Annotated in this window: 13 protein-coding genes; 3 read left to right on the top strand and 10 right to left on the bottom strand. The window is 70.7% G+C overall.

All coding sequences use genetic code 11. The features are described from left to right. The first annotated feature begins 2 nt into the window (after nt 1-2). Nucleotides 3-1,757 (top strand): glycoside hydrolase family 15 protein, encoded by a 1,755-nt coding sequence (locus Aph01nite_RS14930; RefSeq protein ID WP_204041461.1) that lies wholly within the window; start codon nt 3-5, stop codon nt 1,755-1,757. A 4-nt stretch (nt 1,758-1,761) separates the two neighbouring features. Here the strand turns inward: Aph01nite_RS14930 and Aph01nite_RS14925 are convergent, their stop codons facing one another. Both Aph01nite_RS14925 and Aph01nite_RS14920 read right to left on the bottom strand, forming a co-directional pair. Next, on the bottom strand, nt 1,762-2,685 hold the full coding sequence (locus tag Aph01nite_RS14925) for a hypothetical protein (RefSeq protein ID WP_239161701.1): 924 nt from the start codon (nt 2,683-2,685) through the stop codon (nt 1,762-1,764). A 49-nt stretch (nt 2,686-2,734) separates the two neighbouring features. Beyond that, nucleotides 2,735-3,652, bottom strand: a complete 918-nt coding sequence (locus Aph01nite_RS14920; protein WP_204041460.1) for a S66 peptidase family protein — start codon at nt 3,650-3,652, stop codon at nt 2,735-2,737. A gap of 31 nt (nt 3,653-3,683) precedes the next feature. On the opposite strand from Aph01nite_RS14920, the gene Aph01nite_RS14915 reads away from it, so the two are divergent. Next, the gene (locus Aph01nite_RS14915) at nt 3,684-4,586 is read left to right on the top strand and encodes a sulfotransferase family protein (protein WP_204041459.1); all 903 of its coding nucleotides are present in this window, start codon (nt 3,684-3,686) and stop codon (nt 4,584-4,586) included. Between the two features lie 13 nt (nt 4,587-4,599). Here Aph01nite_RS14915 and Aph01nite_RS14910 read toward each other — a convergent pair whose 3' ends face one another. The 5 genes from Aph01nite_RS14910 to Aph01nite_RS14890 all read right to left on the bottom strand — a co-directional run bounded on the left by Aph01nite_RS14910 (nt 4,600) and on the right by Aph01nite_RS14890 (nt 10,484). Then, on the bottom strand, nt 4,600-6,474 hold the full coding sequence (locus Aph01nite_RS14910) for an ABC transporter ATP-binding protein (protein WP_204041458.1): 1,875 nt from the start codon (nt 6,472-6,474) through the stop codon (nt 4,600-4,602). Nucleotides 6,475-6,536: 62 nt separating this feature from the next. Continuing rightward, nucleotides 6,537-7,358 carry an enoyl-CoA hydratase/isomerase family protein gene (locus tag Aph01nite_RS14905; protein WP_373872298.1) on the bottom strand — a complete coding sequence of 274 codons (822 nt, stop codon included), beginning with the start codon at nt 7,356-7,358 and terminating at the stop codon, nt 6,537-6,539. A gap of 112 nt (nt 7,359-7,470) precedes the next feature. After that, nucleotides 7,471-7,686: a helix-turn-helix domain-containing protein gene (locus Aph01nite_RS14900; RefSeq protein WP_155336977.1), complete on the bottom strand. Its 216-nt coding sequence runs from the start codon at nt 7,684-7,686 to the stop codon at nt 7,471-7,473. A 114-nt stretch (nt 7,687-7,800) separates the two neighbouring features. Continuing rightward, nucleotides 7,801-9,399, bottom strand: a complete 1,599-nt coding sequence (locus tag Aph01nite_RS14895; protein WP_204041457.1) for an ABC-F family ATP-binding cassette domain-containing protein — start codon at nt 9,397-9,399, stop codon at nt 7,801-7,803. A 428-nt stretch (nt 9,400-9,827) separates the two neighbouring features. Beyond that, nucleotides 9,828-10,484 carry an acVLRF1 family peptidyl-tRNA hydrolase gene (locus Aph01nite_RS14890; RefSeq protein ID WP_204041456.1) on the bottom strand — a complete coding sequence of 219 codons (657 nt, stop codon included), beginning with the start codon at nt 10,482-10,484 and terminating at the stop codon, nt 9,828-9,830. A 625-nt stretch (nt 10,485-11,109) separates the two neighbouring features. Here Aph01nite_RS14890 and Aph01nite_RS14885 point away from each other — a divergent pair. After that, entirely contained in the window at nt 11,110-12,366 is a 1,257-nt protein-coding gene (locus tag Aph01nite_RS14885; protein WP_239161699.1) for an EAL domain-containing protein, read from the top strand. Here Aph01nite_RS14885 and Aph01nite_RS14880 read toward each other — a convergent pair whose 3' ends face one another. The 3 genes from Aph01nite_RS14880 to Aph01nite_RS14870 form a co-directional block, all read right to left on the bottom strand. Beyond that, nucleotides 12,367-13,095, bottom strand: coding sequence for a carbonic anhydrase (locus Aph01nite_RS14880; RefSeq protein WP_204041455.1), 729 nt, complete (start codon nt 13,093-13,095; stop codon nt 12,367-12,369). A gap of 93 nt (nt 13,096-13,188) precedes the next feature. Next, nucleotides 13,189-14,034: an ATP phosphoribosyltransferase gene (hisG, locus tag Aph01nite_RS14875; protein WP_204041454.1), complete on the bottom strand. Its 846-nt coding sequence runs from the start codon at nt 14,032-14,034 to the stop codon at nt 13,189-13,191. An 80-nt stretch (nt 14,035-14,114) separates the two neighbouring features. Continuing rightward, nucleotides 14,115-14,378 (bottom strand): phosphoribosyl-ATP diphosphatase, encoded by a 264-nt coding sequence (locus Aph01nite_RS14870; RefSeq protein WP_155356633.1) that lies wholly within the window; start codon nt 14,376-14,378, stop codon nt 14,115-14,117. Between the last annotated feature and the right edge of the window lie 150 nt (nt 14,379-14,528).

The following is a 14,528-nucleotide window of genomic DNA, read 5'->3' as shown; positions in this document are numbered from 1 at the left end:
GCATGCGGATCGAGGATTACGCGCTTGTCGGGGACATGCAGTCGGCGGCCCTGGTCGGCCGTAACGGGTCGATCGACTGGCTGTGCCTGCCCCGGTTCGACTCCCCGGCCTGCTTCGCCAGGCTCCTCGGCGATCCGTCCCACGGCTTCTGGTGGCTGGGGCCCAGTTCGGGCGGCCCGGCCACCAGCCGGGCGTACCGGGGGGAGACCCTGGTTTTGGAGAGCGTCTGGGACACCCCGGCCGGGACGGTGAAGGTGATCGACTTCATGCCGCCCCGGCACCTCAATCCCGACCTGGTCAGGATCGTGGAGGGCGTGTCCGGCACGGTGGAGATGTCCACCGAGATCAGGATCAGGTTTGACTACGGCAGGATCGTGCCGTGGGTGCGCCGCCTGGACGGCAACCTGCAGGCCATCGGCGGGCCCGACTCGGTCTGGGTGCACTCCTCGATCCCGCTGAAGGGCGGCGACTACAAGCACCGGGCCACCTTCCGGGTCTCCGCCGGGGAGCGGCAGACCTTCGTGTTCACCTGGCATCCCTCGCACCAGCCCCGCCCCGAGGAGATCGACCCGATCGACCAGCTCGCCGAGACCGAGGCGTTCTGGTCCTCCTGGGTCGCCTCCGGCCGCCACGGCGGGCCCTGGCGGGACGCCGTGGTCCGCTCCATGATCACCCTCAAGGGCCTCACGTACGCGCCGACCGGCGGCATCGTGGCCGCCCCCACCACCTCCCTGCCCGAGGACATCGGCGGCGTGCGCAACTGGGACTACCGCTACTGCTGGCTGCGCGACGCCACGATGACGCTGGACGCGCTCACCCAGTCCGGCTACCTGGAGGAGGCCGGGGCCTGGCGGGAGTGGCTGCTGCGGGCCATCGCGGGCCGCCCGCAGGACCTCCAGATCATGTACGGCGTGGCCGGCGAGCGCCGCCTCCCCGAGACCACCCTGGAGTGGCTGCCCGGCTACGAGGCCTCCCGCCCGGTCCGCATCGGCAACGGCGCCGTCGACCAGCTCCAGCTGGACGTGTACGGCGAGGTGGTCAACTGCCTCTACCAGTCCCGCCGCCACGGCCTGCCCCCCAACGCGCACGCCTGGCAGTTGACCCGCAAGCTGATGGACTTCCTGGAGTCCGGCTGGGACCAGCCCGACGAGGGCCTGTGGGAGGTCCGCGGCCCCCGGCGCCACTTCACGCACTCCAAGGTGATGGCCTGGGTGGCGGCCGACCGCGCGGTCCGCCTGGTCGAGGAGCTGGACCGGCCGGGCCCGGCCGGCCGGTGGCGGGCGCTGGCCGACCGCATCCACGCCGAGGTCCTGCGCAAGGGCTACGACCCCGCCCGCAACACCTTCACCCAGTCGTACGGCTCCCGCGAACTGGACGCCGCCCTGCTGCTGATCCCGATGGTGGGCTTCCTGCCGCCGGAGGACCCGCGCGTGATCGGCACCATCGAGGCCGTGGAGCGCGAGCTGAGCAGCGACGGCTTCATCCTGCGCTACCCGATCGCCGAGGCCAACAGCGTGGACGGCCTGCCCGGCGGCGAGGGCGCGTTCCTGGCGTGCAGCTTCTGGCTGGCCGAGGCGAAGGCCAGGATCGGGCGCAAGGAGGAGGCGATCGAGCTGTTCGAACGCCTGCTGGCGCTCCGCAACGACGTCGGCCTGCTCGCCGAGGAGTACGACCCGCGGTACGGCCGCCTGGCAGGCAACTTCCCGCAGGCGTTCAGCCACGTGCCGCTGATCCACACGGCGCAGGCCCTCAGCTAGGCCCTCAGTTGGCCCCTCCGGCCAGGCGGGCCAGTAAACGGGCGAACTCGGCGGGCGGGGTGACCACCAGGCGGACCTGGCCGTCCTGGGCCACCAGGTCGGCCTGGATGCGGGTGAGCCGGTCCTGGTGCCACCAGTACACGTGCGGGCTGAGCCCTTCGCCGCGGCGCTCCTCGAACTCGCGCTGGGCGTAGACGCGCATGCGCTCCAGCGCCCGTACCACGCCGATGCCCTCGACCGGGTGGACGGCGATTGCGCCCGCGTGCGGGAGCACGACCAGCACGCCGTCGGCGGGGGCGGGCAGGCGGCGCAGGTGGGCGACGGCGGTGGGCGCGGTCAGCAGCCGCACGTTGACGCCGCCCAGGTTGAGGTGCTCGGCGGTGAGGCGCTCGTCGGCGAGGGCGTTGGCGAGCGCCACGTCGAGGGCCTCGGCGGGCGGGATCGGCCAGCAGAAGGCCTCCTCCGGCCGGACCGGGCGCCCGCCGATGGTGAGCACCTCGATCAGGTCGGCGCTCAGGTGGCGGCCGATGATCCGGGACGGGTCGGGGATGCCGGGGTCGTCGGCGGCGTGCACGCGGGTGCGGAGCAGCGGCTTTATCCGCGGCAGGTTGCAGGCGTCGAACGGCTCGCCGGAGATCGCGCGGGAGAGGTGCTCGGAGACCAGCATCGGCCAGTCCTCGCGGGACCGCCGCGCCGCCTCCCGGCGCAGGCCGACGAGGTTGACGGTGCGGACGGGTCCGGAGCCGTCCCCGGCGCGGTCGCCCATGAGCAGCGAGGTGCCGTCGTTCTCAAAGGCGCACGTGTAGCCCATCGTCTCCACGACGAGCCCGAGCAGCGAGTCGAGGTCCACGTCCTCGGCTGCTCTGGGCTCTGGCTGCACGGGCTGGCCGGGCCGGATCCGACCACGTAGCCGCCGCAACAGACCCAAGGCACCCATCCCTCCGCGTTCAGTTGAGAAGGCTTGCTGAAAGCCAGCTTCAGGGTGCCTTGTCCGTGTCGCTAATGAGGCCCGTCAGAGAGCACGATTCGGTATCAATAACCCCATCTGTCCCCAGCCACACACTGAACTGTGGTGATCCATGCCCGATCGGGAGCCCCGCGATGATCGGCACTCCCAGGGGCAGCAGCCGTTCCGCCAGGACCGGTAGCACGTTCCCACAGCCCACCCAGGACCCGAGGGCGAACCCCTTGACCCCGTCGAACGCCCCGTTCTGCAGCAACTGGGTGAGCATGCGGTCAACCCTGTACGGATCCTCCCCGACATCCTCAAGCAGCACGATATGCCCTTCCGCCCTCATCTCGTACGGCGTTCCGCACATCGCGGCAAGAAGGGTGAGATTTCCGCCGATCATCGGCCCCACCACCCGCCCCGGGGACATGACCAGCTCACCCGCCACGGCCGTCGGCGTGTGCCCGTGGAACAGCGTCGTGTGCAGGTGCCCCAGCGAGTACGGCTCAGGACCCTCCGGGTCGCCCAGGGTGGCGCAGGCGGGCATCGGGCCGAACACGGTAGCCAGGCCGAGCCGCCGGGAGAAGGCCAGATGCAGCGCGGTGACGTCGCTGGAGCCGACCAGGATCTTGTTCCCGGCCGACTTCATCGCGTCCCAGTCGATCAGGTCGAGCAGGCGGCTCGCGCCGTACCCGCCGCGGGCGCAGATGACGGCGGCGACCTCGGTGTCGCACCAGGCCTCCTGGAGGTCGGCGGCGCGGGCCACGTCGGGGCCGGCCAGATAGCCCCTGCGGGTGAAGATGCGGGAGCCGAGGACGACGTTCAGCCCCAGATCGGTGAGGACGCGGCGGCCGCGCCAGAGGCGCTCGGCGTCGATCGGTCCGGAGGGGGCGACCAGGGCTACGGTATCGCCGGGAGCCAGCCTCGGCGGGGTGCGTTCGTGCACCCCCCAAAGGGTGTCAGACTAGGGCTCACCTATGCGACATCCGACCCACATTCTCGTGGTAAACGGCGTAAAGGTCCGACAGCCGGTCTTCGTGCTCGGCGCCCCGCACTCCGGCGCGGACCTGCTCGCGCGTGCCCTGAAACGATCGCCGGGCTTCCATCTCACGATGGGCCGGGCGCCGGTGGCCCGCGTGGTCTACGCGTTCGCCCGCAAACCGTCCATCGCCAGGAGCGGCGGCGCGCCCCGGGTGCTCCGCGACGTACTGGCCGAGGCCTGGCAGGTGACGCCGGGCGCGTGCGGCGAGTGCGCGGCGCCGTGCCGGGAGGCGGGCGGCCTGATCGGCAACGGCGGCGCGGGCCCGTGCGCGCTGGAGCAGGTCGGCTCGGGCACGCTGGAGCGGTTCGGCGACGCCAGCCCCGACCTGCTCTACAGCGCGCCGGTGCTGCTCCAGGCCTTCCCCGACGCCCGGTTCGTGCAGCTCATCAGGGACGGCAGGGACGTGGTCGCCGACATGCTCACCGACCCGGCCGCGATGGCCTGGTTCAAGCCGCACATGCTGACCGAGGACACCGAGTTCCCCAACCCGTTCCTGGGCGTGAACGCGGCGGCCCACCGGGACCGCTGGAAGGAGATGGCCACCGCCGGCAAGAGCGCCCTGCGCTGGCGCGCCGCCATCCGGCTCAGCGCCGTCCTGCGCAAGCAGCTGCCGCCCGAGCAGCTGCTCACCCTGCGCTACGAGGACCTGCACCGCTCCCCCGCCGACGCCATCGACACGGTCTCCGCCTTCCTGGACGCCAAGATCTCCGCCATCGCCCTGTACGGCGCCAGCGCCCCCAAGGTCGGCGCCTGGCGGCGCCGCCTCACCCCGGCCGACCTCAAGATCGTGGAGAAGGTGGCCAGGGAGGAGCTCAAACGCCTGGGCTACCAGCAGTGACGGCGGTGACCGGTCACGCGGCGCCGGTGAACTGGGTGCGGTAGAGCTCGGCGTACAGGCCGCCCTCGGCCAGCAGTTCCTCGTGGCCGCCGCGCTCGGCGACCCGGCCGTCCTGCATGACCAGGATCGTGTCGGCCTCCCTGATGGTGGAGAGCCGGTGCGCGATCACCAGCGAGGTACGGCCCCGCAGGGCCGTCTTGAGCGCCTTCTGCACGGCCGCCTCGGACTCGGAGTCCAGGTGCGCGGTGGCCTCGTCCAGCACGACCACGTCGGGGGCCTTGAGCAGCAGCCGGGCCAGCGCCAGGCGCTGCTTCTCGCCGCCGGACAGCCGGTAGCCCCGGTCGCCGACGACGGTCTCCAGCTCGTCGGGCAGGCTGTGCACCAGGTCGGCGATCTGGGCCGCCCGCAGCGCCTCCCAGATCTCCTCGTCGGTCGCGTCCGGGCGGGCGTAGCGCAGGTTGCTGCCGATGGTGTCGTGGAACAGGTGAGCGTCCTGCATGACCACGCCCACCGTGTCCCGCAGGCTGCCCAGGGTGGCGTCGCGGACGTCCACGCCGTTGAGCCTGACGGCGCCCTCGGTCACGTCGTACAGGCGGGAGACCAGGGAGGTCGTGGTGGTCTTGCCGGCGCCGGAGGGGCCGACCAGGGCGACCAGCTCGCCGGGCCGGGCGGTGAAGGAGACGCCGTTGAGGACCTGGGCGGGCTCGCCGGTCTCGGGCCTGGCCACGGTCTCCAGGGAGGCCAGCGAGACCTCGGCGGCGGCCGGGTAGCGGAAGCGCACGTCGTCGAACTCGATCGTGACCGGGCCCGGCGGGATCGGGCGCGCGTCCGGCTTCTCGGCCACCATCGGCTTCAGGTCCAGCACCTCGAAGACCCGGTCGAAGCTGACCAGGGCCGTCATCACGTCCACGTGCACGTTGGAGAGGCTGGTCAGCGGGCCGTACAGGCGCATCAGGAGGGCGGACATGGCGACCAGGGTGCCCAGTTCGAAGGTGTCGCCGATGGCCAGGACGCCGCCGAAGCCGTACACGAGGGCGGTGGCGAGGGCGGCGATCAGGCCGAGCGCGACCCGGAAGACGGTGCCCGCCATGGCGACGGTGATGCCCAGGTCGCGGACCCGGCTGGCGCGGCGGCTGAAGTAGGCCGCGTCGTCGTCGGGGCGGCCGTAGAGCTTGGCGACCATGGCGCCGGCGACGTTGAAGCGCTCGGTCATGACCGAGCCCATCTCGGCGTCCAGCTGCATCTGCTCGCGGGTCAGCTGGGACATCCTGCGCCCGACCAGCTTGGCGGGGATCACGAAGATGGGCAGCATGGCCAGCGCCACCAGGGTGATCTGCCAGGACAGGATGAGCATGGTGACCAGCACGATGACCAGGCCGATCACGTTGGACACCACGGACGAGAGGGTGCTGGTGATGGCCCGCTGGGCGCCGATCACGTCGGAGTTGAGCCGGGACACCAGCGCGCCGGTCTGGGCCCGCATGAAGAACGCCACCGGCATGCGCTGCACGTGGTCGAAGACCTCGGTGCGCAGGTTGTAGATCAGGCCCTCGCCGATGCGCGCGGAGAACCACCGCTCGCCCATGCTCAGCAGCGCGTCCAGCACGGCCAGGCCGGCGATGGCCAGCGCCAGCCAGACCACCAGGTCCACCCGGTGCTGCGGGATGCCGGTGTCGATGATCGCCTTCACCAGCAGCGGGTTGGCGATCACGATCATGGAGTCCACGATCACGAACGCCAGGAAGGCCGCGATCTGCCAGCGGAACGTGCCCGCGTAGCTCCCGATGCGGCGAACCGTGCCCGGTTTGAGCCGTTCCTGCATCACCGAGCTGTCGCGCCGCATGGACCGCATCACCGAGGGGCCGTAGCCCCCGCCCATCATCGCCATACTCGTCCAAGCGTTGTAATCACGTAATCAGACAACCCGCCGGACGCCGCGCCGATTCCGCCTCAGCTGGAACCGAACAAAGTTCTAATGCGGGCGATCTGCTCCCTCCGCTCCGCGACCGCCTGCTGGTCCAGGGTCCGCCCCAGCGCGCCCTGCAGCAACCGCTTGGTCGCCGTCGCGGCGCCGCGGTCGGTCGCCAGCAGGGCGCCCGTCAGATCCCGTACGGCCTGCGCCAGCTCACCCGGCGGGACCGCCAGTTCGGCCAGGCCGAGCCGCACCGCCTCGTCGGCTGCGACGACGCGCGCGGTGAGGCACAGCTCGATGGCCCGGGACAGCCCGACCAGGTCGACCAGCGGCTTGGTGCCGGTCAGGTCGGGAACCAGCCCGAGTGCCGGCTCCTTCATACAGAATTTCACGTCATCCGCCACGACCCGCAGGTCGCAGGCGAGAGCCAGCTGGAAACCCGCGCCGATCGCGTGCCCTTGCACGGCCGCGATGGAGACGATGTCCGGGCGGCGCAGCCACAGGAAGCCGCGCTGAGCGTCCGCTATCCGTCTCTCGAAGGCGCTGTCCTCGAGAGACGCGGCCGAGACGAACGAGCCCTGCCCGGGCACCCCCTCCGGCGTGAACATGCGCAGGTCGATGCCCGCTGAGAAGGACGGCCCCTCGCCTCTCACGACGACGATGCGCACCTGGTCCGGGAGGTTCTCCCCGATCCGGGCCAGGGCCGACCAGGTCGCGAACGTCTGCGCGTTCCGCTTGTCCGGCCGGTCCAGCGTGATCGTCGCGATCGCACCGTCCACCTCGTAGCGCAGTCCGATCTCCGCGAGTTCGCTCGCCGAGACGGTCTCCGCACTCCCCCCAAGATTGGCGTCCACAGTCACCCGAGTCCCCTTCCCTGCGGTCGCGCCCGAGCTTACCGAACGAAGTTCTACCCGGACGCGGCCGCTCCGGAAATCGGGATTGAGCGGCTGCGGTCGCTACTGTGAGGCGGATCTAGCGCTTGGACTTGCCTCGGGTCGCCCCGCCGCGTCCGCGCAGAGTCACGCCGGACTCGGAGAGGATGCGGTGGATGAACCCGTACGACCGGCCGGTGGAAGCGGCCAGGGCACGGATGCTCTCACCCGCGGCATAGCGCTTCTTGAGATCGCTGGCCAGTTTTTCACGGTCGGCCCCGGTCACCCGGGTGCCCTTCTTCAGAGTCTCGGCCACGAGTACCTCCTGTAGTGCCAGACTTCCGCAGCGTTACTCACGCCATGATCAGTCATTTCGGCGGGATCGGCTACCTACTCCCAGGGAAAAGATCCGTACCCGCCAAAATTAAGATCAGGCGAGGGCCACAAGATCGGAAAATTCGTCGCTCCACGCGTCTTCGATTCCGTCAGGTAGCAAGATCACCCTATCCGGTTGCAGGGCCTCAACAGCCCCCTCATCATGCGTGACTAGCACAATCGCCCCCGAATAGGACCGCAACGCCGACAAGACCTGTTCCCGGGAAGCCGGATCGAGGTTGTTGGTGGGCTCGTCGAGCAACAGCACATTGGCGCTTGAAAGAACCAGAGTGGCCAGCGCCAGCCGGGTCTTCTCCCCTCCGGACAACACCCCCGCGGGCTTGTCCACGTCGTCTCCGGTGAACAGGAAGGACCCGAGCGTCTTGCGCAGGTCCACGTCGGCCAGGTCGGGCCCCGCGGACCGCATGTTCTCCAGCACGGTACGCCCCGGGTCGAGCGTCTCGTGCTCCTGCGCGTAGTAGCCGATCTTCAGCCCGTGACCTGGGCGGACCTCGCCCGTGTCGGGCTTCTCCAGGCCGCCCAGAATGCGCAGCAGGGTGGTCTTGCCGGCGCCGTTGAGGCCCAGGATGACCACCCGGGTGCCCCGGTCCACGGCGGCGTCCACGTCCGTGAAGACCTCCAGCGACCCGTACGACTTGGACAGTTCCACGGCGGTGAGCGGCGTGCGCCCGCACGGCGCGGGGGCCGGGAAGCGCAGCTTGGCCACCTTGTCGGCGCGCCGCTCGGTCTCCAGGCCGGACAGCAGCCGCTCGGCCCGGCGTGTCATGTCCTGCGCGGCCTTGGCCTTGGTGGCCTTGGCCCGCATCTTGTCGGCCTGCGACATCAGCACCGACGCCTGTTTCTCGGCGTTGGCGCGCTCGCGTTTACGGCGTTTCTCGTCGGTTTCCCGCTGGGCCAGATAGGCCTTCCAGCCGACGTTGTAGGTGTCGATGACGCAGCGGTTCGCGTCCAGGTGCAGTACGCGGTTTACCGTCGCTTCAAGTAGGCCAACATCGTGGCTGATAATGATCAAGCCGCCCTGGTGCGACCGTAAAAAATCACGAAGCCAGCCGATTGAGTCCTGATCGAGGTGGTTTGTCGGCTCGTCCAGAAGGAGAGTCTCCGCTCCGCTGAACAGAATCCTGGCCAGTTCGACCCGTCGCCGCTGACCGCCGGAGAGGGTCTCCAGGGGCTGCTTGAGCACCCGGTCGGGCAGGCCCAGGCTGGACGCGATGGAGGCGGCCTCGGACTCGGCCGCGTAGCCGCCGAGCACGTGCAGCCGGTCCTCCAGGCGGCCGTACGCGCGGACGGCCTTGTCGCGGGCGCGCTCGTCGGCGGCGGACATGCCCAGCTCGGCCTTGCGCAGGTCGCGGATGATCTCGTCCAGGCCGCGCGCGGAGAGGATGCGGTCCCGGGCCAGCACCTGCAGGTCGCCGGTGCGCGGGTCCTGCGGCAGATAGCCGACGTTTCCAGAAATGTTGACTGAGCCCGCGGCGGGGATGCCCTCGCCCGCGAGCACCCGGGTCAGCGTGGTCTTGCCGGCCCCGTTCCGGCCGACGAGGCCGATCTTGTCGCCGGGGTTGACCCGGAAGGTGGCCTTGTCGATGAGCAGGCGCGAACCCGCGCGCAGTTCGACGTCAGTAGCAATGATCATGATGAGTGGAACACTCCGGTGAGATGTGGCAGAGGAACCCAGTGACGGGGGTCGGTCAGTCGGGAGTGCCCATGCGCCAATTGTAAGGGCACATCGGAGCCCTCCCCCAAGATCACCCAAATCCCGGAAGGGGGGTTGCGCACCGGCCTTCCACTCTCACGGCCGACGGCTGCCGCCCCTTCGACCCGGAACGCTCCAGGATTGTCCCTCGGACTGGGCCAATCCCTCCCCAGGCCACCCGAAACTTCCGGCCCGATCAGATGCCAGACCGCACGAATAAGGTCAAGACTCGGTAAATATCGCGATATTTCACCCAAACGCCGCCAAGCTGGTACGGCATCCCCCCGCTGAGGCCGGAGCCACGATCAGCCTCGCGTGTGGCCATCGGCAGCCCAGCCTTCCGGGCGGCACCCCCCACTCAGGCCCGTTCAGGTGGCAGCGTCGACGACTCTGATCCGGACGGCCCGGAATAGTCCCGGTGTCTCGGTCAGGACCGCGAGCTTGGGGTCCGGAACCGTGAGAAAAGGCTCACGCTCCAACGCGAACAGCGGCCCCAGCCGCCGATCCCCCCGAAGCTCGTCCACCGCCCTCCGGTCCCCGCCGGTGACGAACGCGTCGAGCTCCCCCGCATGCGGAAGCAGCACCCGCGCGGCCACGTCCGCCGCCGCCTGGAACGCTTCCGCGGACTGCTTCTCCCGCCGCCGCGCGAACCGCTGCTGCGACCACCCACCGGCCGCGCTCCGGCCGTGGACCAGCCGGTTTCCCACCTTCGAGACGACCAGCCGGTCGCCCTCGAAGACCCCCGCCGCGTAACCCCCGAGCCGCACGAGGAGGACTCCCACCCGCCTGGGCAGATTCGCGTGCGCGACGAATCCCGCGATCAGGTCTCCGTCGCTGTCCAATGGCGGAAACGGGACATGGCACTCGGCCACCGACCCATCGGGCGCGACCAACGTCACGACTTCCGGTCCGCCCTCAACGAGGGGCTCCCCATGCCTTTCGGCGAACCCCCGAACCCAGCGCCCAATGCGCTCCGGGCCGACCGAAACCCATCTCCCTCCGCCCGCCGCAGGCCTCGCCCTCATGACAGGCAGCCTAGCCACCTCCGGGCCGCTCGCCGTACACGAGCATGGGCGGGGGTGGGGGTGGGGTGAACGCGGGCAGAGTGGGGTGGAGTCCCCACGCGGGTGGAGGGGAGTAAATCTCAGCCGTGGGCGGGGCGGGCGGAGCCCGAATGGGCAGTGCCCGAGAGCTGGGCGGGGCGGAGCCCGGGATGGGATGGGCGGAACCCGAGTAGGGCATAGCCCGGAACTGGGCGGGGCGGACCGGGCGGAGCGGAGCCCGGGGTGGGGAACGGGAGGAGCCGAGAAGGGCGTAGCCCCGGAGTTGGGCGGGGCGGACCGGGTGGGCGGAGCCCGGGATGGGGCGAGCGGAGCCCGAGTCGGCATAGCCCGGGAGCCCGGGCGGAGCGGACCGGGTGGGGCGGAGCCCGGGTGGGGCGAGCGGAGCCCGAATCGGCATAGCCCGGGCGGGGCGGACCGGGTGGGGCGGAGCCCGGGTGGGGGCGGGGGTGGAGCCCGGTGACGAGGGTGGGGGTGGGGTTATATGCCGCAATCAATTGAGGTATTTGCCGCAACAAACGGGGAAATGTCGGTGAACTTCGATTCACAGACACCGTCCCGTACCTGCGCAGACCCGACAATTCCAAGCGTGTCGGTTCCCATACCCCTTTCGGCACCGGTCGCGACCTCTCCGCCCGCCGCGGAACACTCGCCCTCCGGACCGTTCACCGTCTCGGGGTACATCCCCGCCTGGTCCGCCGTGCCCGCGAACCCCGCCCACGAGGACACCCGCGCCGCCATGCCCTCGGGCCCGGCCACCGTCTACACCCCGGTCGTCGACCTCGACTCCGGCGGCGTGATCGCCGTCCAGGTCACCTCGGAGGGCCGCTACGGCGCCGACCCCGCCGACATCACGGCCACCGTGAACGCCGTACAGGCCGCGACGACGGAGGAGGCCCGGCTCCCCCTCGTCCTGTCCATCCCCGCCGCCGCCGTCGTGTCCGGCTCCGCCGGGCTCGCCCCGCTGCACGAGGCGATGCGCGCCGGCGGGCGCCGCCCCCGCGAGGTCATCCTCGTCATCGAAGGCGACCTGCCCGCCGAGGACCGCAGCCACCTCCTCACCGGCGTCGACGGCCTGCGCGCCGCCGGCTACCTGATCGCCTTCGGCGGCCTGGGCGTCACCCACCTGCCGCTCGACCTGCTCGCCGACGCCTCCCCGTACGTCATCGTGATCGCCCCCCAGCTGGTCGACCGCATCCCCCGCGACGCCCGCCGCGGCGCCCTCGCCGAATCCCTGGTCACCATGGCCCGCGGCATCGGCGCCCACGTCCTGGCCCCCGGGATCCGGGACGAGTCCCAGCTCGGCGCGATCCGGGGCTGGGGCATCCGCCTCGCCCAGGGCCCGCTGCTCGCCCCGCACGACTGGAAGCCGTCCCACGGCCGCGTCCACGTCCCGGTCCCCATCCCCGAGGCCAGCCCCGTCGCGGCCCTGCTCGGCCCCCGCGTCCAGGAGTTCCTGCTCCCCGCCATGACCCTGGCCCAGACGGCCAGCGCCGAGGACGTGGTCGCCGCCTTCGGCTCCGAGTCCTCCGTGACCAGCGTCGTCCTGGTGGACGAGTACCAGCGCCCGCAGAGCATGATCGACCGCAGCCGATTCCTGCTCTTCATGGCCGGCGCGTACGGCCACGCCCTCCACGCCAAGAAACCCGCCCACCGGATCGCCGACAGCCCCCGCCTGGTCCCCAAGACCACCCCCGCGATCGCCGCCATGCAGCTGGCCGGCCGGGAAACCGAGCGCGTCTACGACGATCTCGTGGTGGTCGACGAGGTCGGCCGCTGCCTGGGCATCGTGCACGTCAGCGACCTGATCCGCCACGTCGCCAACAACCAGGCGGTGAAGGTCTGATCAGACGAGCCTGCTGACCCGCCCCGACTCCAGCGAGTAGTAGGCCCCCATCACCCGCAGCCCGCCGTCCTTCACCCTGGGCGCGAGCAGCGGATCCCGTACGAGCTGCCGCGCCACGGCCACCGTGTGGTCCCGCACCATGCTCTCCACCAGCAGCTGGTCGACGATCACCTGCCCCCGCCCGGTCATGCGCAGGTAGGCGGGCCGCAGCGCCGTCACGATGTGCTGGAGGCCGCCCGGCAGCCGGTCCCCCTTGCTGAGCGCCCGCGCCGCCGCCGTCACGGCCCCGCACCGCTGATGCCCGAGCACCACCACGAGTGGCGCCCGCAGATCCTCGGGTCCGTACTCGATGGCGGCCGTGACCAGCGGATCCACGGTGTGCGCGGCGGTACGCACGGCGAGCAGGTCCCCCACGCCCGCGTCGAACACCATCTCCGGCGGCACCCGCGAGTCGATGCACGACACCACCACCGCGTACGGCGCCTGCCCGCCGGCCACCTCCCTGCGCCGGGCCACGTCCTGGTTCGGATGCACCGAATGCCCCGACGCCCACCGCTCGTTCCCGGCCATGAGCAGCCGCCAGGCCGCGTCCGGGGTGCGCGGCGGGCTCTCGTGCGGCGTCTCCCGCCGGTCGATGGAGCCGACGGCCACGCCGCCGACGAATCCGGCGCCCGCGAGGAGCCCGCCCGCGAGCACCGCTCCGCCGTACAGGATCCGCCGACGTCTCACACCCGCGCCACTACTCACAGTGACGATTGTCCGTGCCCGGCCCCGGGATTGTCCGCCCGTTGGCGAACTCCTCCCGGCCGAGCTTTCCGGAGATTACAGGCGACAGGCGTAGATATCGGTCACCAGGATGGCCTTGGCGCCCAGGTCCCAGAGCTGGTCCATGATCGACTGGTGGCCCTTGCGCGGCACCATGGCGCGCACCGCCACCCAGCCCTCCCGGTGCAGCGGCGACACGGTCGGGCCCTCCATGCCCGGCGTGATCGCGATGGCCTCCTCGATCCGCTCAGCGCGGATGTCGTAGTCCATCATCACGTAGTCCCGCGCGACCAGCACGCCCTGCAACCGCCGCACGAACTGCTGGAACCCCGGCACGTCGGCCGCGCCCACCTGCTTGATGAGCACCGCCTCCGACTCGGCGATCGGCTCCCCGAACACCTCGAGCCCCACGTTGCGGAGCGTCGTCCCCGTCTCCACGACGTCGGCGACCGCGTCCGCGACCCCCAGCCGCAGCGCGGTCTCCACCGCGCCGTCCAGCTTGATCACCCGCGCATCCACGCCCTTGTCGGCCAGATACTTGCCGAGCAGCCCCACGTACGACGTGGCGATACGCTTGCCCATCAGGTCCTCGACCCGCGTGTACAGCCCCGGCGAGGACGCGAACCGGAACGTCGAACGCCCGAACCCGAGCGGCACGACCTCCTCGGCCGGCGCCCCCGAATCGAAGAGCATGTCCCGCCCGGTGATGCCCGCGTCGAGAGTGCCCTCCCCCACGTACACCGCGATGTCCCGCGGGCGCAGGAAGAACAGCTCGGTGGAGTTCTCGGGGTCGACGACCACCAACTCCTTGCTGTCCCTCCGCTGCCGGTACCCGGCCTCTCTCAGAATGGTCTGGGCGGCTTCGGTGAGCACACCCTTGTTCGGTACGGCTAGACGCAACATGATTCGCCCCTCGGCATGGATTCCGCTGGATTCTGATCTGGTTCGCTGATTCGCCTGGTTCGCCGGACTCCGTGGGAGTCCTACAGATGCTTGTACACCTGGTCCAGCCCGATCCCCCGCGCCACCATCAGCACCTGCAGGTGGTACAGCAACTGGGAGATCTCCTCGGCGGCCCGATCCGCCGACTCGTACTCCGCGGCCATCCACACCTCAGCGGCCTCTTCGACGATCTTCTTCCCGATCGCGTGCACCCCGGCGTCCAGCGCGGCCACCGTCCCGGACCCCTCCGGCCGGGTACGCGCCCTCTCGGACAACAACGAGTACAACTCATCGAAGGTCGTCATGATCCACTCTCACACTTAGCGAATTCTGCCACGTCAACCCTAAGCCCCCGCCCGACGATTCCGTGTGACCGTCCACCCTCCGAGACCCCATGTCCCCCACCCGCCCCACCAGACCCGCGAACGTAACCCCTCCAGCGTGACCACTCCGCA

Origin of the sequence: Acrocarpospora phusangensis (assembly GCF_016862995.1) — a bacterium.
Lineage (GTDB): Bacteria > Actinomycetota > Actinomycetes > Streptosporangiales > Streptosporangiaceae > Acrocarpospora > Acrocarpospora phusangensis.
This window is presented reverse-complemented; position numbering and strand designations above follow the sequence as displayed.